The 21,632-nt window shown below is 26.1% G+C and carries 21 protein-coding genes and 1 tRNA gene; 10 read left to right on the top strand and 12 right to left on the bottom strand.

All coding sequences use genetic code 11. The annotated features are described in order from the left end of the window. Positions 1 to 7 precede the first annotated feature (7 nt). Genes KO488_RS00535 through selA form a run of 5 tightly spaced genes read right to left on the bottom strand, consistent with a single transcriptional unit; the run spans position 8 to position 7,905 of the window. A complete protein-coding gene (locus KO488_RS00535; RefSeq protein ID WP_228318935.1) occupies positions 8 to 2,149 on the bottom strand; it encodes a hypothetical protein in 2,142 nt (713 codons plus the stop codon). 2 nt (positions 2,150 to 2,151) lie between these two features. After that, entirely contained in the window at positions 2,152 to 3,093 is a 942-nt protein-coding gene (locus KO488_RS00530) for a hypothetical protein (protein ID WP_216056819.1), read from the bottom strand. 3 nt (positions 3,094 to 3,096) lie between these two features. Further along, positions 3,097 to 4,737 carry a UvrD-helicase domain-containing protein gene (locus KO488_RS00525; RefSeq protein WP_216056818.1) on the bottom strand — a complete coding sequence of 547 codons (1,641 nt, stop codon included), beginning with the start codon at positions 4,735 to 4,737 and terminating at the stop codon, positions 3,097 to 3,099. Next, positions 4,730 to 6,559, bottom strand: coding sequence for a selenocysteine-specific translation elongation factor (gene selB, locus KO488_RS00520; protein ID WP_216056817.1), 1,830 nt, complete (start codon positions 6,557 to 6,559; stop codon positions 4,730 to 4,732). The genes KO488_RS00525 and selB overlap by 8 nt, the downstream gene beginning before the upstream one ends. Further along, positions 6,559 to 7,905 carry an L-seryl-tRNA(Sec) selenium transferase gene (gene selA, locus KO488_RS00515; protein ID WP_216056816.1) on the bottom strand — a complete coding sequence of 449 codons (1,347 nt, stop codon included), beginning with the start codon at positions 7,903 to 7,905 and terminating at the stop codon, positions 6,559 to 6,561. Before selA ends, selB begins: the two co-directional genes overlap by 1 nt. A 54-nt stretch (positions 7,906 to 7,959) precedes the next feature. Here selA and KO488_RS00510 point away from each other — a divergent pair. Beyond that, positions 7,960 to 8,058 (top strand) — tRNA-Sec (locus KO488_RS00510). A gap of 70 nt (positions 8,059 to 8,128) precedes the next feature. On the opposite strand, the gene KO488_RS00505 is transcribed toward KO488_RS00510, so the two are convergent. Continuing rightward, on the bottom strand, positions 8,129 to 8,521 hold the full coding sequence (locus KO488_RS00505; protein WP_216056815.1) for a winged helix-turn-helix transcriptional regulator: 393 nt from the start codon (positions 8,519 to 8,521) through the stop codon (positions 8,129 to 8,131). A 163-nt stretch (positions 8,522 to 8,684) separates the two neighbouring features. Between KO488_RS00505 and KO488_RS00500 the strand changes: the two genes are divergently transcribed. Next, the gene (locus KO488_RS00500) at positions 8,685 to 9,347 is read left to right on the top strand and encodes an NAD(P)H-dependent oxidoreductase (RefSeq protein ID WP_216056814.1); all 663 of its coding nucleotides are present in this window, start codon (positions 8,685 to 8,687) and stop codon (positions 9,345 to 9,347) included. Positions 9,348 to 9,411: 64 nt separating this feature from the next. Here KO488_RS00500 and selD read toward each other — a convergent pair whose 3' ends face one another. Further along, positions 9,412 to 10,449 (bottom strand): selenide, water dikinase SelD, encoded by a 1,038-nt coding sequence (gene selD, locus KO488_RS00495; protein WP_216056813.1) that lies wholly within the window; start codon positions 10,447 to 10,449, stop codon positions 9,412 to 9,414. 251 nt (positions 10,450 to 10,700) lie between these two features. Here selD and KO488_RS00490 point away from each other — a divergent pair, with 251 nt between their 5' ends. Genes KO488_RS00490 through KO488_RS15280 form a run of 4 tightly spaced genes read left to right on the top strand, consistent with a single transcriptional unit; the run spans position 10,701 to position 13,849 of the window. Next, positions 10,701 to 11,546 carry a putative selenate ABC transporter substrate-binding protein gene (locus KO488_RS00490; protein WP_216056812.1) on the top strand — a complete coding sequence of 282 codons (846 nt, stop codon included), beginning with the start codon at positions 10,701 to 10,703 and terminating at the stop codon, positions 11,544 to 11,546. Positions 11,547 to 11,553: 7 nt separating this feature from the next. Continuing rightward, complete coding sequence (locus KO488_RS00485) at positions 11,554 to 12,213, top strand: ATP-binding cassette domain-containing protein (protein ID WP_216056811.1); 660 nt, start codon at positions 11,554 to 11,556, stop codon at positions 12,211 to 12,213. Continuing rightward, positions 12,206 to 13,681, top strand: a complete 1,476-nt coding sequence (locus KO488_RS00480) for a PhnE/PtxC family ABC transporter permease (RefSeq protein WP_216056810.1) — start codon at positions 12,206 to 12,208, stop codon at positions 13,679 to 13,681. Before KO488_RS00485 ends, KO488_RS00480 begins: the two co-directional genes overlap by 8 nt. Positions 13,682 to 13,717: 36 nt before the next feature. Next, on the top strand, positions 13,718 to 13,849 hold the full coding sequence (locus tag KO488_RS15280; RefSeq protein ID WP_266099282.1) for a hypothetical protein: 132 nt from the start codon (positions 13,718 to 13,720) through the stop codon (positions 13,847 to 13,849). 10 nt (positions 13,850 to 13,859) lie between these two features. On the opposite strand, the gene KO488_RS00475 is transcribed toward KO488_RS15280, so the two are convergent. Together KO488_RS00475 and KO488_RS00470 are read right to left on the bottom strand one after the other, a co-directional pair. Then, a complete protein-coding gene (locus KO488_RS00475; protein ID WP_216056809.1) occupies positions 13,860 to 14,240 on the bottom strand; it encodes a hypothetical protein in 381 nt (126 codons plus the stop codon). Positions 14,241 to 14,242: 2 nt separating this feature from the next. Next, positions 14,243 to 14,455, bottom strand: coding sequence for a DUF4177 domain-containing protein (locus tag KO488_RS00470; protein WP_216056808.1), 213 nt, complete (start codon positions 14,453 to 14,455; stop codon positions 14,243 to 14,245). A gap of 61 nt (positions 14,456 to 14,516) precedes the next feature. Between KO488_RS00470 and KO488_RS00465 the strand changes: the two genes are divergently transcribed. Both KO488_RS00465 and KO488_RS00460 read left to right on the top strand, forming a co-directional pair. Next, the gene (locus tag KO488_RS00465; protein WP_216056807.1) at positions 14,517 to 14,876 is read left to right on the top strand and encodes a hypothetical protein; all 360 of its coding nucleotides are present in this window, start codon (positions 14,517 to 14,519) and stop codon (positions 14,874 to 14,876) included. A 10-nt stretch (positions 14,877 to 14,886) separates the two neighbouring features. Next, positions 14,887 to 15,462, top strand: a complete 576-nt coding sequence (locus tag KO488_RS00460) for a hypothetical protein (protein WP_216056806.1) — start codon at positions 14,887 to 14,889, stop codon at positions 15,460 to 15,462. A 32-nt stretch (positions 15,463 to 15,494) separates the two neighbouring features. Here KO488_RS00460 and KO488_RS00455 read toward each other — a convergent pair whose 3' ends face one another. The 3 genes from KO488_RS00455 to KO488_RS00445 are packed head-to-tail and all read right to left on the bottom strand — an operon-like array spanning position 15,495 to position 18,880. Continuing rightward, positions 15,495 to 16,157: a response regulator gene (locus tag KO488_RS00455; protein ID WP_216056805.1), complete on the bottom strand. Its 663-nt coding sequence runs from the start codon at positions 16,155 to 16,157 to the stop codon at positions 15,495 to 15,497. Beyond that, positions 16,147 to 17,730 (bottom strand): sensor histidine kinase, encoded by a 1,584-nt coding sequence (locus KO488_RS00450; protein ID WP_228318933.1) that lies wholly within the window; start codon positions 17,728 to 17,730, stop codon positions 16,147 to 16,149. Before KO488_RS00450 ends, KO488_RS00455 begins: the two co-directional genes overlap by 11 nt. A 1-nt stretch (position 17,731) precedes the next feature. Continuing rightward, on the bottom strand, positions 17,732 to 18,880 hold the full coding sequence (locus tag KO488_RS00445; protein ID WP_216056804.1) for an ABC transporter substrate-binding protein: 1,149 nt from the start codon (positions 18,878 to 18,880) through the stop codon (positions 17,732 to 17,734). A 191-nt stretch (positions 18,881 to 19,071) separates the two neighbouring features. Here KO488_RS00445 and KO488_RS00440 point away from each other — a divergent pair, with 191 nt between their 5' ends. Both KO488_RS00440 and KO488_RS00435 read left to right on the top strand, forming a co-directional pair. Next, on the top strand, positions 19,072 to 20,760 hold the full coding sequence (locus KO488_RS00440; RefSeq protein ID WP_216056803.1) for a 4Fe-4S binding protein: 1,689 nt from the start codon (positions 19,072 to 19,074) through the stop codon (positions 20,758 to 20,760). Further along, complete coding sequence (locus tag KO488_RS00435) at positions 20,760 to 21,536, top strand: TorD/DmsD family molecular chaperone (protein WP_216056802.1); 777 nt, start codon at positions 20,760 to 20,762, stop codon at positions 21,534 to 21,536. Before KO488_RS00440 ends, KO488_RS00435 begins: the two co-directional genes overlap by 1 nt. The last annotated feature ends 96 nt before the right edge of the window (positions 21,537 to 21,632 follow it).

The following is a 21,632-nucleotide window of genomic DNA, read 5'->3' as shown; positions in this document are numbered from 1 at the left end:
GCTTATATTATTTATCTTTCCTTTTTTGATATATCCTTAAATTTGCACACTCTTTTATAACTTCTTCATAGTATTTAGTGTTTTTATAATCTTTTTTTAGCTTATCAAAATATTTACCATAATTATTGTCTATATATTCAAGATATATTTTATTTTTTGTGTAACCCCATTTTCTAGAAGCATTATATGAATCTTGAAAGCTTGGATTATAATAAGAATTCTTTTTTGCAAAATTTATATCAAATAATGAAAGTTCTGATTTTGCAAGCATATATGTGATTTTTGCTTTAAATTCTTTATTTTTTGCATATTTTAGTGCTTTTTCATAAAACTTAATAGATTTATTGATTTTTAATAGTTCTACTTTTTTATTTACAAAAGAGTAGTTACTTCTATAAATAGTTGTAATATTATTTGAGTTTCCAAAATAGCTTAAGTTAAATAGGGCACTTGCATATAAATAGTTATCCATTACACTATTAGGGTTTTTCTTTAATTCCTTTTCAATAATCAATATCTTATCTAAGAATTTTCTTATAGTATATGTGTCTTTATTTCCAGATCTATTGTTCCCTTTTATAAAAGAATTAAAAGGATTAAATTTTATATATTTATCAAGATATTCACTTTCTATTTCTCTTGCCTCTTTAAAATTTAAATTATTAATAAGTAGGGCAGTTTCAGTAGATAACAAGCTATGGGCTAAACTAAAAGTTTTGTTGTTCAGCTTGATTTTATTTTGTTCTAGAAATTTATTTTTAAAATGTTTTTCTATTTTTGATTTACTTTTTGTTTGTATAAAAGTTTTAAATTGATTTAATAAGTCCAAAGTAAAAGAGCTTTCATTTAAATAATTTACTTTTTGACTAAGAAATTCTTTGAATTTATTATTTTGTTTTTTATATAATTTTTCTAATATTACAAAAGTATAATTATGAATAGCAGATGAATGATGATCTTTACATGTAGTTACTTTTTCTAACTTTTCATAGATGATATCTTCAGTTTTTAAGTCAATTTTTTCTAAGGAATTTAAATATATAATATAATTTAAGGTTTCAATTTCATGATTATTTGGATAATCATTATCAAGTTTTTTACCAATAATAAAGGCTTCTTTCAAGTTTCTTTCATATAAATTAAAATATGCTAAAGAGAGATTAATCATGTACATATCGTCTTTTTTCACATCTTTTAGATACTCTAAAAACTCTTTTGTTTGAAAATTACGTACATAGATATCAAAAGTATCAAAATAGTGTTGAGAGTTTAGTAAGGCTTTATATAATACAAAATCAAACCATTTAGAGTTTTTATCTATTTTATAAATATTTTTTAATTCTTCAATCTTATTACTATTTTTATTCAAGGCTCTTATTGCATATAATTTTGTTTTTTCATCATTGTTTTTAGCTAAAGATAAAAGCTTTTGCCATTGAGCATCTGTTTTTATATAATTAAAATTGTAGTAAGATAAATACCAATTGATGTTACTTTTATCAAAGAGTTTAGAAAACTCATAAACACCTAATTCCACATTTCTATTTTGTATTAGTGCTCCTGCATAAATAGCATGAATCCAGTCTTTAACTATAGTTTTATCAACAATATCAAGTAGGTATTTGTATTTATCATATATTTCTAAACTATTTAACTTTGAATAATGTGCAAGTCGTAATCCTAAATAAAAATATCTAAGTTTTAACCAAGATGATTTTACAGTATTTATTTTTTCTAAGGCATTTTTTATTAAAACTTCTTTTTTGATTTTTACTTGTTTTTTTGAATAGTAGTGATTTATTACATGTTGTTCTTGCTTTTGAACAAAGTTTAAATATTCAAGTATTTCTTGATTTTTAATTAATTCAAGATTTTCTCTTTTATAAACAATTTGTTCTATAGTTTTTATATCAATACTTGTTTTTAAGTGCTTTTGCCATTCTTTTAAGTTTTCTTCTTTTGACTTTTTTTCATACTTATATTTAAGTTCATTATAAACACTTGGATGTTTTAAATTTTTGGGAGTATTTGAAAAGGCTTGTTCTCTTTTTTCTAAGAATAAAAATGATTTATCATTTTCATCCCAACTTGTTGCACATGAAAATAGTGCAATATTAAATATTAGAATAAAAGATAAAATTTTTATCATAATTATATTTCCTTTATTAACTCGTCTAGATTATATTTATTTTTATATTTTATTGTATAAAAAATAATTTCTTCAAAACTATTTTTTGAAAGAGAGAAAAAATCTTTTATTGCAAGTTTAATATCTTCTTCTTTAGAGTCTTCAAATCTAAAAATATCATTTTTATAAATATATCTACCTTTAAAGTAGCTACTTTTTAAAGCTTTATAAATATTGGGACTTATCATTTTAAAATTCTCATTAAAATCACTTAAAATAACACCTTCAAAAATATCTAAAGCTTTATCATATCTAAACTGTACAGCTTGTGAATATAAAGGAAGTGCTAGTTTTAATTTTAATTTATATTTATCAAAATTATAATGATATTTTCTTGCAGTACTAGTATCTAAAATAGAATTTTTAGTCTCTTTTTTCGTAATATCAGACATATTATAATACATCAATAAACCATAATCAACAGGAGGAATTCCTGTTTTATCATAATATTTTATTTGATGTAATCTTATAGTCGCACTTAGAGTTTTATTTAACTTCTTTTTTAAATCTTGAAGTAGGTTAAAGTAGTTACTTCTTGATTGATTAGACCAATCACAATCTATTTGTATCTCTTCATAGCTAAAACCTAAAGCTGCTATTCTTAATCTTATAGCTTTTGAGATGTTTTTATAATCTACATTTTTCATAGTTTCATTTGTAATATAAACAACAGGAACAAAATCTTCTTTAGGTTTTTGTTTAAAGTATGTATTTACAAGTTCAAGTTTTGTAGAGTAATCAATATCAAGTATTTTTATATATAGTTTATCTTTTATATCTTTTTGATTATAAGTATTACTCCAATGATAAAAAGAGTAATTTAAATTTTTCTTCTTTGGTAGGAAAAGTAATATTAGAGAAATTATTATAGTAAAACTAAGAAGAATAAATAGTATTTTTTTCATAATCTAAAAAGCATTTACTTTATTAACTCTATTTTGTTTTAACCACTCTTCTTGCATTTGTTTCATTTTTTTACTACTTGTTTTCTTTGTTGAATAATTAGATTTAGTATAGTTGTTTTCATCACCTTCTTTGTAAACATAATTTAAATCTAAAGAAGCTTGCCAGATAGCATTTTTTACTCTAGTTGCTGCAACATAATATATATTTAACTCTTCTTGAAGTTTTAAAAATGAGACTTTATTTTTAGGATTTGAAAGTTCTTTTTTTGTAATAAAATCATCTGCCATTATAACTTGCTCATATTCTAAACCTTTTGACTTATGAGTTGTTGTAAAGATAATATCTGCTTCATCTTTTTTTGTAGTTATTTTAGATTTTATTTTTTTATTTATCTCAAAAATATTGTCCCCATAAGTGTTGATAAATTTTATGATATTTAAATAGTCTTGATTTTTTGTATCTTTTGCAAATTGTTCTAACTCTTGGATTGTTTCAAAATCTTTAATTTCATCCATTGTGATTTTGTCGTTTTTTTTCTCTTTTAAATAAAAAATAGAATAAACAGTTTGATTCATAAATGAGTAAGAGTTATAGTTTCCTTCAAAATATATTTTTTTATCATCTTGAATAAAATGAACAATTTGTTGAATTAAACCAAAAGTAGATCTGGCTATTACACAGATTTGTTTATCATAATCAATTGCTTTCTCTCCTACTTCTGTTTTCATTTCAACCCCAGATATTTTTAAAACTCTTGAGCTATTTTTCTCATATAATGAGTTTAGGTTTTTTTCCAATAGTTTTGCATATGAGTCACTAAACCTAAAACTTTTACTAAGCTCATACTCTGGAAGTTCCAACTTATTTAAGGCATTTATTGCATATCTAAAAGAGTATATTTGTTGAAAAGAATCTCCTACATAAATTCGTCTACAATTTTGTGCTTCTACAATTCCAATCATTACATCTGAAATATCTTGTGCTTCATCTACTAAGATTAAATCATATGGAAGGTTAGTAGATACTTTTTTATTTAAATAAAACATTTTTAAGTAGAAGTCATGAGTTGCATCTACAAGTTTATTTTTCATTGCTGATAAAATATGTTTTAAATGATTTAGTGCTTTTTGTTCGTCTTTGTTTAGTAGTTCAAGAATCTTAGCACTTAAATCAGCTTGTTTTTTATAAGTTTCTAGAAGTTTCATATCCAGTGCTATTAGTGAAGAGTTACAGTAAAAGTTCACTAAGTCTTTTATCAACGCAATATACTCAGCAACTGGATAGTAATTATTTTTTTGATTAAAAGTTTGTTCGTAGCCGTTTAAAAGTTTTTCAATAACTTGTACTTTTAAGTCGTGGGCTAAGTTATATTCATAAGCTCCAATTTTTTGATATGCAAGTGAATGAATCGTACTTACATGCATATGTGAAAGTTTATATTCTTGTAGTTTTTTTTGTAAAGAAGTTTGTAATGATTTATTATATGCTAAATATAAAATTTTTAAATGAGAGTTTTTCCTTGCATATTCTAGCAAAGTAGTTGTCTTACCACTACCTGCTACAGCATTTATTTTAAAAGAATCCTCTTTTGCATTGATTATATTTTCTTGTTCTTGGGTTAAATCCATAAGTAACTCAAACAAAAACTCTTTTGTTCTCTTGCTTTTTAATATTTGAAAAATTATCAAGATAATCTAGATATGTAATTAAATATTTTCTGCTCATTGGATATTTTTCTTTAAAGTTTATAATATCAATATATCCTTCTTCTTTTATGATTTCTTTCATTTTAGTAATGATATTATTTAAACTCTCTGCATGAATAAAAAGATTATGTTGAAGCCTCACAACTTGTTTCTTTGCTGTTAAAGATTTTAAAATATCATCGCCAAGTTTTCTATCTAAATCTAGTTCATCATAGATATTGTAAGGAGCTGTTGGAGTGATATCTTCTTTTTTTAGTCTATCTAAGAATGAGTCTTCAAGATTTTTTGCAAAGTCTTCTTTTATATTTGCATTTTTATATAAGTTGTTATCTTTTTGTAAAAAGCCTTCTTTCTCTAATTCATCTAAAGCTGTTTGAATAAAAGAAGTACTTGCCCATTTTAATCGTAAACCAATAGAGGCATTTGAAAGTAGGGCATAAGTATTTTTTGTATAAATATCTTTAACAGAATTAATAATAAAATCTTTTGTTGCTATGGGATAAATAATAAGTTCTTTTTCATCAATAAAAACATTCTTTAAATTTCTTGCAAAAGATATAGCTTGGGCATGAGATAGTGCAAATCTTTGTGCTGAAGAGATTATTCCTAGCCCTTTTTTATGTGCTTGAAGTAATTGATAATAAGCTTCTTCGAAATTATTTTCATTTAAAAATTCTAATAATTTTTTCTTTTGATTTTTCTTCATTGGGTCAATTATTGGATTTAAAACTTTTCCTCCCGAAATAGTTTGATTCCCTTGTCTAATAATAAGTTTTTCACCAAAAATAGTAAATAGCTTTTCATTTGCTTTTATCGTTGCAAAACCAGATTCTAGTTCTTCAGTTGAGTTAAATAATAAAACTTTTGCTTCAAGTTTCTTAGCTCCTATAAATACTGTATATGCTTTATTATGATGTAGTTTTTTACCTTTTAGAGCTTTAAAAGAGATATCGATTTCATCAAAACCTCTAATAAAGCCTTTCTTTGTAATTAAATCACCTCTTTTAATATTTGTACTGTTTATTCCTTGTAGATTTAAAGCTGCTCTATTTGAAATATTTGCTTCTATTGTATTTTCATTATGTACTTGAATATTTTTTACTACTGATTCTTTTCCTGCTTCACAAACAAATACTTTTTCATTTAACTCAAGCTTTTTCCCAAGAACTGTTCCTGTTACAATTGTTCCAATTCCTTTTGGTGAAAATACTCTATCAACATAATATCTAAAGAAATTTTCTTCTTGTTTTGAAGAGTTTTTAATTGTAAATAAATTGTTTTTTAAAGCCTCAATAGATTTAGGATCAAAAATAGATACTTCTTGAACAAATTTAATACTAAAATCAAAAGTACCCAAAAACTCTAATGTTTTTTTCTTTTGTATTTCAAGTTCTTCTGGTGTTACTAAATCACTTTTTGTTATAGTCAGAATAATATCTTTAATTCCAAGTAAATTAATAATCTCAATATGCTCAATTGTTTGAGGCATAATACCCTCAACCGCAGAAACAACAAGCATTACATAATCAAAACCAAAAGCCCCAGCAATCATATTCTTAACTAGTTTTTCATGTCCTGGTACATCAATAAAAGCGATATTTTGCTGACCCTTACTCAAATTTGAGAAAGATAAATCAATAGTAATACCTCTTTGTTTCTCTTCGTTTGTACTATCACCCTCATAACCATTTAATGCTTTAATTAAAGCTGTTTTACCATGGTCAATATGTCCTGCTGTTCCTATAATAATATTTGACATTAGTTAAACACCTTTTTTATAATATTTGCAATTTGTAATATTTGATTCTCTTTTATACTTCTAAAATCAATTAGAACTTTTTCATTTTCTATTCTTGTAATTAAGTTTTCACGTCTTAAAAGTTTTTCAATTCTATTTGCTTTATAATCTTTGTAAGTAATACTAAGTGCAATAGTTGGTATTTTTTTATTAGGAGTAGTCCCACCACCTATTAAAGTTTGCGTTTGTATTACTTCACAAGTACATAAATCTTCAATTGATTCTTTTAGTAAGTTTGCGCGTTCTTCTAATTCTATAATTGAAGTATGTAACATTTTTAATGTAGGGATATCATCAAGTTTATTTTCTAAATATGAAGTTAGATTATCTTCAAGTAAGGCTAGGGTAATTTTATCAACTCTTAACATTCTTAAGAGTTGATTCTTTTTAATTTTTCCAATTAACTCTTTTTTACCAATAATAACACCAGCTTGAACAGAACCTAAAAGCTTATCTCCTGAAAAACTCAATAAACTTGGATTATATTGCATGATTTTTAAAATAGATGGTTCCACTTGGTCTAAATTATATGGTAAGTCAATCATATGGCCACTTCCCATATCATAGTAATCAATCACATCTTTTTCTTTTGCAATTTGCACAATCTCTTCGTATCCTACTTCTGAAGTAAAACCTTCAATTGTATAGTTTGATTTATGTACTTTCATAAGCATTGCAGTATTTTCATTTACAGCATTTTGATAATCTCTTGGATGAGTTTTGTTTGTAGTTCCTATTTCTTTAAGTATCGCACCACTTTGTGCCATTACTTCAGGAACTCTAAAACTTCCACCAATTTCTACAAGTTCACCACGACTTACAACTGCTTCTTTGTTTTTACAAAAAGTATTAAGGATTAAAAAAACTGCACTTGCATTATTATTTACAACTATCGCATCTTCACAAGCAGTTAGTGCTTGTAGAGTTTTTACAATATGCGAATACCTTTCACCTCTTTTACCTTGTTCTAAATCATACTCAAGGTTATTATAAGAAGTGGCTACTTTCATTGCTTTGTTAAAACTTTCTTCATTTATTAGTGAGCGTCCTAAATTGGTATGGACAATAATTCCTGTAGCATTTATAACACTTTGTAGTGATGGTGAAGTTAAATTTTTATACTCATTTTTGACAGCTTGTATTAATTCAACTTCATTAATGCTATCAATCTTTTCTTTAAGAATATCAGCTCTTAGTTTTGTGATTATATCTTTTGATATTTGGGTGATTAGAGATGTTGAAAACCCCTCAAATTCTTTGTGTTTGATAAACTTATCAATCTTGGGAATGTTTTTTAATAAACTCATTTTTCTCTTTCAGATGTTTTTAAAACTAAATAATGTAAACTTCCAAACTTAAGTGGGGGGTATGTGACCCTGGTGGGCACCGCAGGTTTCAACCCTGATCGGCGGTTTACGTGTGTACGCCGCGGTAGGTTCGATTCCTACACCTTCTCGCCACTTATTTAGTTTTATTAACTTTTATTTTGATGGATTGTATCAAAAACTAATTCAACAAACCCTTAACAAGTTACTTTCTTAATCCTATTTTTTTAGATATTTCAATTTCACAACATTCATGATCTTCTGTAATTTCACCATGTTCTTCAACATATGAGATACCCCAATTATACATATCTTTAAATACTGGTCTTAGTCTTTCTCCTGCTGGTGTTAATGAGTAAACTACTTTTGGTGGAACTTGAGCAAAAACTTCTCTATGTATAATGTTTTTTTCTTCTAATTCTTTTAATTTCACAGTTAAAGTTTTTTGAGTTATTTTTGAAATACTTTTATGTAGATCTTTAAATCTTTTTTCTTCACTTAATAAATTCCATATAATTGATAGTTTCCATTTATCATTAAAAATATCTACTGTTAATGCAACTGAGCAAGGATATTCTTTATCATTGATTTTATACATTTAAATCCTTTGTTTCTAACTATATCATAAAGTATATTAATTTCCTTTACTTACTTTAATTACTGCAAGGATAAATTAAGTTCAAAATAGTTAATATTCCAATACTTACTTAAATTACTGTAAAGTAAATTTATATACAAATTAAAATAAAAATGGAGTTATTATGGAAAATAAGTTTTTAGATGCTATGAAGTTTAGACATGCAACAAAAGAGTTTGATGCTGATAAAAAAATCAGTGAAAAAGATTTTAATACTATATTAGAAATAGGAACATTAAGCCCAAGTTCTTTTGGTTTTGAACCATGGAAATTTGTAGTTATTCAAAATGAAGCATTACGAGAAAAATTAAAAGAATTCTCTTGGGGAGCTCAAGGAACACTTCCAACAGCAAGTCATTTTGTAATAATTTTAGCAAGAAAGAAAAAAGGTATGATTTATAATAGTGATTATATTAAACATATGATGAATGATGTAAAAAAAATGCCTGAAGATGTACAAAAAATGTATTTAGGATTTTATGAGCAATTCCAAAAAGTAGATTTTGATTTATTAAAAGATGAGAGATATTTATTTGATTGGGCAACTAAGCAAAACTATATTGCATTAGCTAATATGATGACAGGTGCTGCTTATATGGGAATAGATTCTTGTCCAACAGAAGGTTTCGATGCTTTAAAGACTGAAGAATTTTTAAGAGACGAATTAAATATAGACACCGAAGAGTTTGGTGCATCTGTTATGGTTCCTTTTGGTTATAGAAAAGTTGAGCCATCAAGAGAAAAAGTAAGACAAAGTGTTGATACAGTAACACAATGGTTTAACTAAAATGTTTTAAATGATTTTATCAATTTAAGAAAGATAAAACTAGTCATTTTATGACTAGTTTTAATTAGTGTACTATTATATCTTTTACACCTTTTGGAATAACTTCTCCAATAATTGAAGCATATCCAAAACTTAAATCTTGGATTTCTTTTATGTATTCTTTAGCATCATTTGGATCCATTGCTATTAATAATCCACCAGATGTTTGAGCATCACATAATAGTGTTTTAACTATAGGATCTAAGCCATCCATATATAAAACTTTATCTTCAAGATATTTCATATTTTTTCTTGTTCCGCCTGGAACTACTTTATCTAGTGCTAATTGTATCGCGTCTTTTACAACAGGTACATCATTTGCGTGAATTACAAATGATGTATTTTCATTTACTGATTCTAAACTATGTCCTAATAATCCAAATCCTGTAATATCTGTACAAGAACTCACATCATATTTTTTCATAATTCTTGATGGAATATAGTTTAATTCAGCCATAATATTCGCACAATATTTCATTCTATCAAGTGCTAATAAATCTCTTTTGATTGCAGTTGTTAAAATACCCATTCCAAGAGGTTTTGTTAAAACTAAAACATGTCCAACTTTTGATGTGTTATTTCTTACAACTTCATTTGGATGAATCATTCCTGTAACTGATAAGCCATAATACATTTCAGGTGATTCAATAGTATGACCACCTAATAAAAGTCCACCACACTCTTTAATTTTTTCATTTCCACCTTTTAGAATTTCCGCTAAAGCTTCATATGGTAAATTCTTTTTATCAAATCCTACTATGTTTAAAGCAGTTTTTACCTCTGCGCCCATAGCAAAGACATCTGATAAAGCATTTGCTGCTGCAATTTGTCCATAGATATATGGATCATCTACAACTGGTGTGATAAAATCTAATGTTTGCACAATAGCTTGTTCTTCATTTATTTGAAATACACTAGCATCTTCTGCTGTATCAAATCCTACTAAAATTCTATCATCGCTTGGTGACAAATTACAAAGAGTTTGTTTTAGATCCCCCGGACCCATCTTTGCTGCGCACCCTGCTGCTTGAACGAATTTAGTTAATTTATATTCGTTATTCATATAACCTCTTTTTTATTTTAAATAAAATAGTATAAAATGATTTTACATCTTTTTATTTTAAATTGATATTAATAGTATATAAATAGTAAAAAAAAATTTACCATTTAATCTTTTGTTTATTTTTGATATTGTATGATTTCGAATTAAATAGCATTTAGACCTAAGGTTTAGGTTTGACATAAAGAGAATGATTATTTGCAATCTTACTTTATATCTTTATTTATGCTTCAACTTATTGAGGTTATTACCCTATGAAAAAAATATTACTAATGTTAATCATGATTGTTGGTTTTGTATATGCAAAATCTTTTACATTTACTGCAATTCCAGATCAAGATGAAACACAATTAAAAGAAAGATTCTCTAAGTTAGCTGTTTACTTAACTAAAGAATTAGATGTTGATGTTAAGTTTATCCCTGTTAAATCTTATTCTGCATCTATTGCAGCATTTAGAAACAATCAAGTTCAACTTGCATGGTTTGGTGGATTATCTGGTGTTAAAGCAAGACTTGTTGTTCCAGGTTCAATTGCAATTGCTCAAGGTGTTGAAGATACACAATTTAGATCTTACATCATTGCAAATACTGCACTTGGTTTAGAAAAGAATGAAGCTTTCCCAAAAGAAATTGCTGATAAAACATTTACTTTTGGTTCTAAAGGTAGTACAAGTGGTAGATTAATGCCTGAGTATTTTATTAGAGAAAACTTTAAAAAAGCTCCTACAGATATCTTTACAAAAGTTGGTTTCTCAGGAAGTCATACTAAAACTATTTCTTTAGTTGAAAGTGGAGCTTACCAAACTGGTGCTGTTAACTTTAAAGTTTGGGATAGAGAATTAGCTGCTGGAAACATTGATACTTCTAAAGTAGAAATTTTATGGACAACTCCTGCTTACCCTGATTATCAATTTACTGCACATGGTAACTTAGATGAGGTTTATGGAGCTGGATTTACTGAAAAACTTACAAATGCATTATTAAATGTAAAAGATAAAGCAATTTTAGATGCATTCCCAAGAAGTGCATTTATTAAAGCTAAAAATTCTGACTTTGAACCAATTTTAGAAACTGCTAAGGAAATTGGTCTTATTGACTAATTAAAATATGGCATTTAATTTACAAGAAGAAACTATCTCTTATGGAGATTTTGATGTTTTAATTGATTTTGATTTATCTATAAAGAAGGGCGAAAAAGTAGCCCTTCTAGGTAAAAGTGGTAGTGGAAAATCTACTTTGTTAAAACATCTTTTTGATTTACAAAAAGAAAACTCAACTTATATTCCACAAGAGTTAGGTCTAGTAAATAATTTGTCAGTTTTTCATAATGTTTATATTTCTAAACTTGATGAAAACTCACTTTTTAAAAACTTAAGAAATCTAATTCTTCCTTCAAAACTATATAAAGATAAAATCTTAAAAGTATTAGAAGAAGTAGAATTAGAAGATAAACTTCATGCTAAAATAGCAAACCTATCAGGTGGACAAAAACAAAGATGTGCAATTTCTCGTGCAATTTTTGATGAGAAGTCTATTTTATTAGCAGATGAACCAATTTCTGCACTTGATGAGTATTTAAGTGATAAAACTTTAAAACTATTAACACAGAAGTTTGAAACTTCAATTTGTGCGCTACACAATGTAGATTTAGCAATTAAAAATTTCCATAGAGTAATTGGACTTAAAAATGGAAAAGTTTTAGTTGATAAAGCATGTAGTGATTTAACAGATGATGATAGACAAAAGTTGTATTATGTTTGTGACTAAAAATTTAAGAGTAAGCTTTGTAATTTTTATTGTAGGAGTAATCAGTTTTTTTATTGCTGATTTATCTATTTCTACAGTTGATACTTCTTTATTAGTTGAAGATTTCTTTTTCTCAATTATAAAGCTTTCTTTTAGTGATTATTCTGTTTTATTTGAAGCTTTTTTAAATACTATTTCAATTGCAATTTTATCTATTTTCCTCTCTTGTATTATTGGTTTTTTCTTATCATTATTTTTCTCTAATATGCTAGTACGAATATCCTTATCTTTTACACGTGCAATTCATGAGCTTTTTTGGGCATTAATATTTTTACAAATATTTGGACTAAATACACTAACAGCAATTCTTGCAATCATAATTCCTTATAGTGCAATACTTGCAAAAGTTTATGCTGAAATACTAGAAGAACATGACACTTTTCCTGAAGTTTTACGTGGTAAAAGTAAGATATCATATTTTATATTCACTAAAATTCCAGATGCTTTTCCTCACTTAGTTTCATATACTTTATATAGATTTGAGTGCGCGCTTCGTTCAACTGCAATTTTAGGATTTGTTGGAATTACTACTTTAGGATATTACCTTTCTAGTTCTTTTATGCAAGGTTATTATAATGAAGTTTGGATGATATTGATTTTATTTTATATTGTAGTTGCTACTATTAAATGGTGGTTTAACAAGTATACTTTTATTCCTTTAACTATTGCTTCATTTTTTTATCTAGATGATTTCTCAGGTTTTAACTGGAATAATTTAGTAAGGTTTGTAACAAGTGATATTGTTCCACATCCAATAAGAAATGATTTAGGCTTTGATAAAACGCTAGCTTGGTTTGATAACATCTTTTCAAATGAGATACTTCCAGGAGTTTTTAATACTATTATTTTAACTCAACTATCACTTTTTTTGACTGCACTTTTAGCTTTGATTTTATTTCCTTTAGTTTCAAAAAAGTTTTTCTCAAAACCTACAAGAGTGACATCTCATGTATTTTTAGTAATCTTAAGATCAACTCCTGAATATATTTTAGCTTATATATTCCTACAATTATTTGGACCCTCAATGCTTCCAGCAGCCTTAGCTTTAATGCTTCATAATGGTTCAATTATTGGACATCTAATAGGACATGAAGCAAATTTACTAGAACTTCGTCCTGATGTTACAAAAAAGAGAACTGAAAAATATTTTTATGAAATACTACCAAGAGTTTACAATCAGTTCTTAGCATTTTTATTTTATAGATGGGAAATTATTATGCGAGAAAGTGCAATCTTAGGAATATTAGGAATTGCTACTTTAGGATTCTTTATAGATTCTGCAATTGCTGATTTTAGACTTGATAAAATGTTTTTACTACTACTTGTGACTGCTTTTTTAAATATTATTGTTGATTTAATCTCTAAAAAAGCTAGAGCATATTTAAGAGCTGATAATAGTTTTTCTTCATGTGGATGTTCTTTAAAATAAATTATTCTATAATAAATTAAAAATTTGAGGAAAAGCATGAAAAATATATTAATTATTATACTTGTAGTTGCCGGTCTTGGCTACATGGGATCAATTTTATTAGATAGATATCAGACTATTAAAACTACAAATGAGACTATTAAATCAACACAACAGCCAAGTAAATAACTACTAATTTTTACTTAAGTAATTTAAGGTTTTTTTCTAAAACCTTATTATTATAATCTTGTACAATAATTTGAGATTTAAATAGTTCATTTAACTCTATAATAACAATAGTTAAGATGATCCCTAATCCAAATCCATATGAAAATGTACTTCCAAATAATAAAACTAGCCCAAAAATAAATAAAAGTAGATTAATACTTCCTTTTAACCATTTCTCTAAATAAAAATGATGTACTCCAGTTAAAAATAAGAAATTTAATGAGGCATAAGTATCTGGGTCTTTTATCTCTTTTTCTACTTTTGTAAAAAAAAGTTTTTTCTTTTCATCATCTAATTTATTTATTTCTTCTCTTAAAAACTCTTCTTGCTGTTCTATATCATCTTTATTCATATTTATCTTCCTAATGTTACGACAACAGCTTCTCTTGTCCAAAATAATAAAAATCTTTTTTGTTCAACAATTTGAAAAACTACTTGCCATCCTGATTGAGCTTCTCTATTCAATCTTATTTCCATCTCTTTTATTGGAATTCCCGAAGCTCCTAAAATAATAGTGCCTAAACCACCTTCCATTATATGGATAACTTTATATTCTTTATAAGCCATTTTCTTCCTTTAAATATTATATTGTTATAATACGCAAAAATTACATAAGAGAAGTTTTAAAATGAATGAAGTTATAAATAAAGATTACGAACCAGTTCAAGTATTTGATTATGCTCAATATCAAAAAGATATGGAAGCTAAAATAGTTAGAAATCCAAGAACAAATACACCAATAGATTATATTTCAGATGAAAAGTTAGCTGAATTAGAAAAAGAAGGTATTACAGATTTTAGACCATATATTCCAGTTCCAAAAGATATAAAAGCTCATCTATTATTTGCTGTTAATATCTGGTTAAAACTATCAAAAACATACCCTAATGACGAATATCTTAAAAGTCTGGACAATGAAGCTAATCATCATATAGTATTATCATATGATTGGTATAAGAAGTTTGGAATAGATAAACCTGTAATTTAAAGGATTTATTTTGGAAATTACATCTAATAATACAGCAGAGTATTCTACTTTAGTTAATAATAAAAATACAAGTCAAGTAGAAGAGAATAATAACGCTGCTTCATTTCAAGAGACAATGGATGATTATGATAATAAAAAAGAAGATAAGAGTGCTACTTCTGAGATAAATAAAACTTCAGAAGAATTACTTGCTGATATTATATCTTTATTAAAAACAGGAATGACTGAAGATGAAGTTGAATCCTTACAAAAACTTTTAAGAGAATTAAAAGAGAAGATTAAAGAAGGTGAATATTCAGAAAAAGAAATAGAAGAAATGTTAAGTGGTATAGAAAAGAGTATTCAAGCTTTAAAACAAAGGCTCTTAGGACAAGTAATTATTGAAGCAAAGCAGAGTGATTCTTTGATTAAAGAAGAAAATGCTAATGAATCAATATCCACTAAAGAAAGCGACTTAAATAATAGAATTCTAGATGCTATGAATTCACTAGAAGAATTGAAAAGTGGAAAAATCAAAAAAGATGGTTTAGAAGTAACTATAAATGAATCAGAACTTTTAGTTTTAATAAAAGAGTTTCAAAAATAGTTTACATATAATTTAACTGTGTTTATTTCAAGTTAAATACTATCTAAAGTAGCTTCATTAAACTTATAAGTTTTATGAGCTACTTTTACTAATATATCCTTTTCTGCTAATTCTTTAAACAGTTTTATAAGAGTTGGTTTAGAAATAGAAAAATCTTCCATAATATCTGTATATGAAGCTGTAAAAAGGTTTTCATTATCTAAAGTATTGATTATATATTTTATGATATCTACTTGCTTACTATCTGTGATAGCAGATATTGTTTTAATTAGATGAATATTTTTTTGAATCTCTTTTTTTTGAACAACGGGAAGTAAAATGTCATGTAAAGTATTTAGTAATTCTTTTATATTAATAGGTTTTACAATATAGTTTTCAACTTTTAGTTTAATAGCATCAAGTAAGTATTTTGTATCAGTATGTGCAGTTGTTAAAATTGTAGGAATATAGATATTCTTTTCTCTTATGTGTTTTAAAAAATCAATTCCATTTTCATTTTCAAGTAATATATCTGAGATTATTACATCTACTTTTTTATTAAGTAATATTTCCATTGCTTCTGTTGAAGTTTTAACAGCATATATATTATTAACAAAATCTTCAAGTACATCATGTGTATGTTTTAATAAGTTTTCATCATCTTCTAGATATAAAATATTAAAGTCATGTAGAATATTTAAATCATTATTTTGCATTTATAACCTCTTCGTTTATTATTGGAATTTTAATTGTAAATAAGGAACAATTAAAATTTCTTCTATCTTTTATTTTATGTGTAACAGTTTTATATAAAATTGTTCCATTCATATGTTTTTCAACAATTTGTTTTGACATGTAAAGACCAATTCCTGTTCCTGCACTTTTATATTTTGTCGTATAATAAGGCTCAAAAATTTTAGTGCTTATCTCTTCTGGAATTCCACCACCATTATCAATTATATTTATAATAACATGTTGTTTATATTTATGTATTATTATTTTAATAATTCTATCATCTTTATCAACATTAGAACATAAAGCATCTTTAGAATTAGAAATAATATTTAAGAATACATGTGATAGTTCATTATAAAAAGTATTTATTTCAACATCTTCTTTTATTATCAAGTTTATTTTTATATTTTCTTGTTCTAATAAATATTTAGATAGTTGCATAGAGTGTTCAATACAATTTTTGATACAAAATTTACTTCTAGTTTTATCGGGACTAAAAAAGTTTTTAAAATCATCAAGAGTATTTGACATGTTTTGTGCTAAAAATAGGGCGTCTTCAACTTTTCTATCTACTAATTCTTTTGTTAATTTTCCCACTAGCATCTTTGTCTGAAAACTTTGTACTATCATAGTTAAAGAACCCAAAGGTTGTCTCCACTGATGAGCAATATTATTTAACATTTCACCTAAAGATGCAAGTCTTGCTTGCTGAAACATAATAATATCTTTCTTTCTATTTTGCGTTACTTCTTTTGAAACTTTTGTTTCAAGATATTTATTTAGTTCTTTTAATTCTTTTGTTTTTTCTTCTACTTTTTGCTCTAAAGTATTATGTAGATTTTTAACGTTATTGATTATTAGAACTGTAAGAATAATAGAGAATAAAAATACTAAAAATATTGAAATAAATGAGAACATCATAATTGTATTAAAAACTTTTTGAGTATTTCTTTTTTCATTAATTGCAAGAGATAAATCATAGTTAATCAAACTTGTTATATAAATAGAAATAGCATTTATACTAAAATTTAAATCAGTGTAACGAGGATATTCTTCTCCTAGTTTACAATTAATCAAGGTGTCTTTTATTTCAAATAACTTTTTATTAATATTTTTTATTATAGCTTCTTTTAATAACTTGTTTTCATGATATTTTTCTTCTTTAATAAAAAACTTTTTAATAAAAGTATTGATAAATAAAGGAGTTGATTTATTCTTTATATTTTCATTATATTCATTCCAGTTTCTTTCAATTAGCTGTTGAGCTAAATCTAAAACTTCTTTGGCTTGATCATAAGTGATGTTTTTTTCTTTTAAATCTTTTATAGTATCTTGAATATTTACATTATATGTATCTTTCATATTTTCTAATTTGATTAATGTTTTTGTTCTATTATCGAATAAAACATCGAAATCTTCTTTTATTGTAAAAGTAAAAACTTGAGATAATACAACAATACAAATCATTCCACCAGCAATAATAAATATTAAAAAAGATGTTTTATACTTGAAACTTAAATTATCAAAGATAGCAAATATTTTTTTTAAACTCATTTTAGTCTTCTATCTTTTCAAATCTAGGGTTTTTATAATGAAATAAATAAACTTTGTTTAGAAGTTGTGTATTTCTAAAGTTTATATAAAATCCTTTTAAAGTATTATATGGAAGATTTTTCAAACTTTTAAGAAGCTTTTCTCTTGTCATATCACCTTGTATTCTTTGAATAGCTTTTACTAAAACTTTTGCAGATAAAAATGCCTCAAGTGATATAAAACCTAATTCTTGCTTAGGATAATACTTTTTCATTAATGTTTGATATTCTTGTATCGCTGGGATATCAGTATTTATATAATTAGGTACAACTTGTGAAAATAAAAGGTTATCCGTATTCGTTTTTTGTTTTTTTAATTCTTTAATCATAGAATTTGCATCTCCAAAAGAAAGATTACAAAATATAGTATTTTTTAACTTCTCATTTTCTTTTGCTTTTTTGATAAATAAGGAATTCGTTTTATAAGCTCCAACCATTATAATAGCTTCAGGACTTGCATCTTTTATCTCATTAAAAGCATGGTTTATAGAAAATGTATTTCTTTTATATGAGCCTTCTGCAACTAAAGATAGCTCTCTTTTTTTTAAAGAGTTGATTAATGATATATAACCTTCTTCTCCATAATCATCATTTTGATAAAATACTGCAATTCTAGTAAGACCGTTATTTTTATATAAATGTTTAACTATAGCTTCAATTTCTTCTTCATAGGAACTTCTAAAATTTACAAAATTTTTATTGTTGGTATTTCTTAAGAAAGAGGCTCCTGTAAAAGCACCAAAAAAAGGAATGTTTTCATCATATAATAAAGGCAAAACACTTTTTACTGTAGGAGTTCCCACAAAACCAAAAAGTGCAAATGCTTTATCTTGAAATACAAGTTTTTCTGCATTATCACTTGCTAGTTCTGGTTCATACTTATCATCATAAATCAAAAAGTTTATTTTCTTTCTATCTAAGATATTATTTTCATTTGCATATTTAAAATAAGAGTTTGCACCAGCAGTTACTGAGTCACCCCACGTTTTTATAATTCCTGTTTGGGGAATAGATGCACCTATAGTTATCTTATTACTAGTAAAAGTTTCATCTTTAAAGTAAATATAAATTAATGCAAAAATAAAAAGTAATATTGGTATACGTTTAATCATAATGTAGTTTACTAAAAAATCATCAATAAATGGCTTTAATATTTTACTTATAAAAAAATTTAATTTTTTTATAGAGGTTAAAAGTAACAGTTCTTAAATACTTGTTAAAATACTTTGTAACCTTTAAGCCTTGTTTAACTTTTATACATATATTATTAGGTAAAATATTATTGACCAAAAAGGCATGTTATATGCAAGAATTTATATATTATAATCAAAAAGGACTAGACTTCCCAATTAGTGAAGAGATTTTAGTTACTACTGATATTAATGAGACAAAAGAAAAAAACTTTTTAATTTCAAATACAAAAGAAGTAGAATCAGAGTTAAATGCTGATGAAATTGATTTTTATATTAAAAATTCAAATGATTCAGTTTCTGCAAAAATTGAAAATGTATTAAAACTTTATGAAATTGCAGCAACTAAATATGATTTTGCACAAGATATCTCATATGAAGAAGAAGTATCAAAACAATTATTACTTGTTGCTAACTCACAAGAAGAGTATGAAGCTTTTACAAATGAAATACAAGCAGATGATTTTGAATTGTTTTCTGTTAAAGAAGAGATAATAAAAGAAATTTCTGGACATATTGGAAATTTATCTGTAATTGTTGATGATGAAGGTAAAGATGTTACTTTAAATGTATCTCAAATTGTTTGGTTTGATGCTAAGCAAATTGGATTAAATCAAAGTGGAACATTTGATCCTAACTTATCAAGTGTAGAAGAAGTTGTAAAGACTTTAAAAGAAAATATAAATTCTTATTCATATAAAAAATTTACTACTTACGACCATAGTATTTGTCAGTATCATGAAAGAAGAGAGGAAATTTGTTCTAAGTGTGAAGAAGTTTGTCCCACAGTTGCTATTACAAAAGATGATGAAACAAAAACTTTAGGTTTCTCTCAAATTGACTGTCATGGCTGTGGAGGATGTGTTTCAGTATGTCCAAGTGGTGCAATAGATTATGCTCCATCAAATAAAGAATCTTTATTTGAGATGAGTAAGTTTTATGAAGAAACTCATCCTTTAATAGTTCCAGAGAAAATGAATATGAGTTCTTTAGAGGTTCCATTAAAAGAAAATGTTTTACCTTTCGCAATTGAAGGTGAAAAATTTTTACATGAAGCTTCATTTTTAACTTTACTTCAAATTTCAGGTTCTCAAGTGATTTTCTATTCAGACTTTATTTCAAAAGGTTCTGGAGATGCTATTCGAATAGTAAATGATATTTACCAAGCTAAATATGGTAAAGATGCAATTTTAGTTGCAATGACTGAAGAAGAATTAATTAAAGCACTAGATGAAGTTTCATTTATTGAAGGCTCACAGTTTAATTTCAATCAAGATACTCTTAAAAAAAGAGAAATTTTTTCTCATAGATTACAAAAAATTGTAGGGGATGAGGATTTAGGTGAGGTTAAAACTGGTGAACATGTACATTATGGACTTGTAAAAGTAAATGAAGACAAATGTACCTTATGTCTTGTTTGTGTAGGGGCATGTAACGTGGATGCCTTACAAGCAGATGCAAGTGATAATACTTTAAGATTAAATCCAAGTTTATGTACATCATGTGGTTATTGTGAGGTTTCATGTCCGGAAACTGATTGTTTAACAATTGAGCGAGATGTTATAAAATTAGAGCCAACTTGGTTTAAAGAAAGTATTCTTGCACAGGATGAGTTATTTGCATGTGTTGAGTGTGGAGTTGAGTTTGCAACTACAAAAGCTGTTACAAAAATAGCTAATATGATGGGTCCAATTTTTGCACATGATCCAGTGAAAGAAAGATCTTTATACTGCTGTGCTGATTGTAAACCAAAAATTATGATGCAAAACTATTATGACCAAAAAAATAAAGGAACTGCCTAATGAAAGATAATAATTCAATAAACAAAGCAAGAGCTCTTTACTATAATTTATTTGCTAACTTTTTTATTGTTTCATCTAAAAGTGAGAACTATTTTGAATTAGTAAGATTAATTAATATTTTAAAAGAAAGTCCTCTTGATGTTGAATCAGGAAAAGCTTTATCAGAAATTTCAAATATATTAGATCCAAGTTCAAATGTTGTTTTAGTTCAAGAATTTGATGATTTATTTCATAGTCCTCTTCATAAAAAGATAAGACTTACTGCTTCATATTATGATGAAGGAGTTGAATCTGGTAAAAAAAGAGTTGAGATGATTCAATTTGTTGCAAAAACAAAACTTAGACGTGATGAAAAAAAATTCTTTGATTATGAGGATTCAGTTGGTTTTATTTTTTCTTTTATGGCGGAATTATGTGATAAAATAGCAAATGGTGAGAAGGAGTATGAAAATACTGTTCATTGCATCTTCTCTCAAATTTTAAATGATTTTGTTGATGAATTTGCCAAAGAAATTTATGAACATAAAAGTGCTAAAATATATACTCAGTTAATGATTGTTTTACACTCTTTTGCTGAATTTGAAAGGTTATATTTAGAAGTATCTAAACCAAAACCTAAAGAAAAAATTGAAAAAGTAGTGAAAGCAGAGACAATTTCTGATGAAGAATTAGAACGAAGAGCTAAAAATAAAGCTTTAAGAGAACAAGGACCTAAGAAAGAAGAAATCTATCACGGTCCAGTTGATACAGTTACTGCAATGGAAACTGATATTTAATTGATTAAAAGTCCTATAGAGGCTTTAATAAAAGAATAATTGTTTTTTTATTAAAGTCTCTAATTCAGGGGCTTAATTTCTATAAGGAGGTCAGTC

This window comes from Poseidonibacter lekithochrous, from assembly GCF_018861145.1.
GTDB classification, from domain to species: Bacteria; Campylobacterota; Campylobacteria; order Campylobacterales; family Arcobacteraceae; genus Poseidonibacter; species Poseidonibacter lekithochrous_A.
This window is presented reverse-complemented; position numbering and strand designations above follow the sequence as displayed.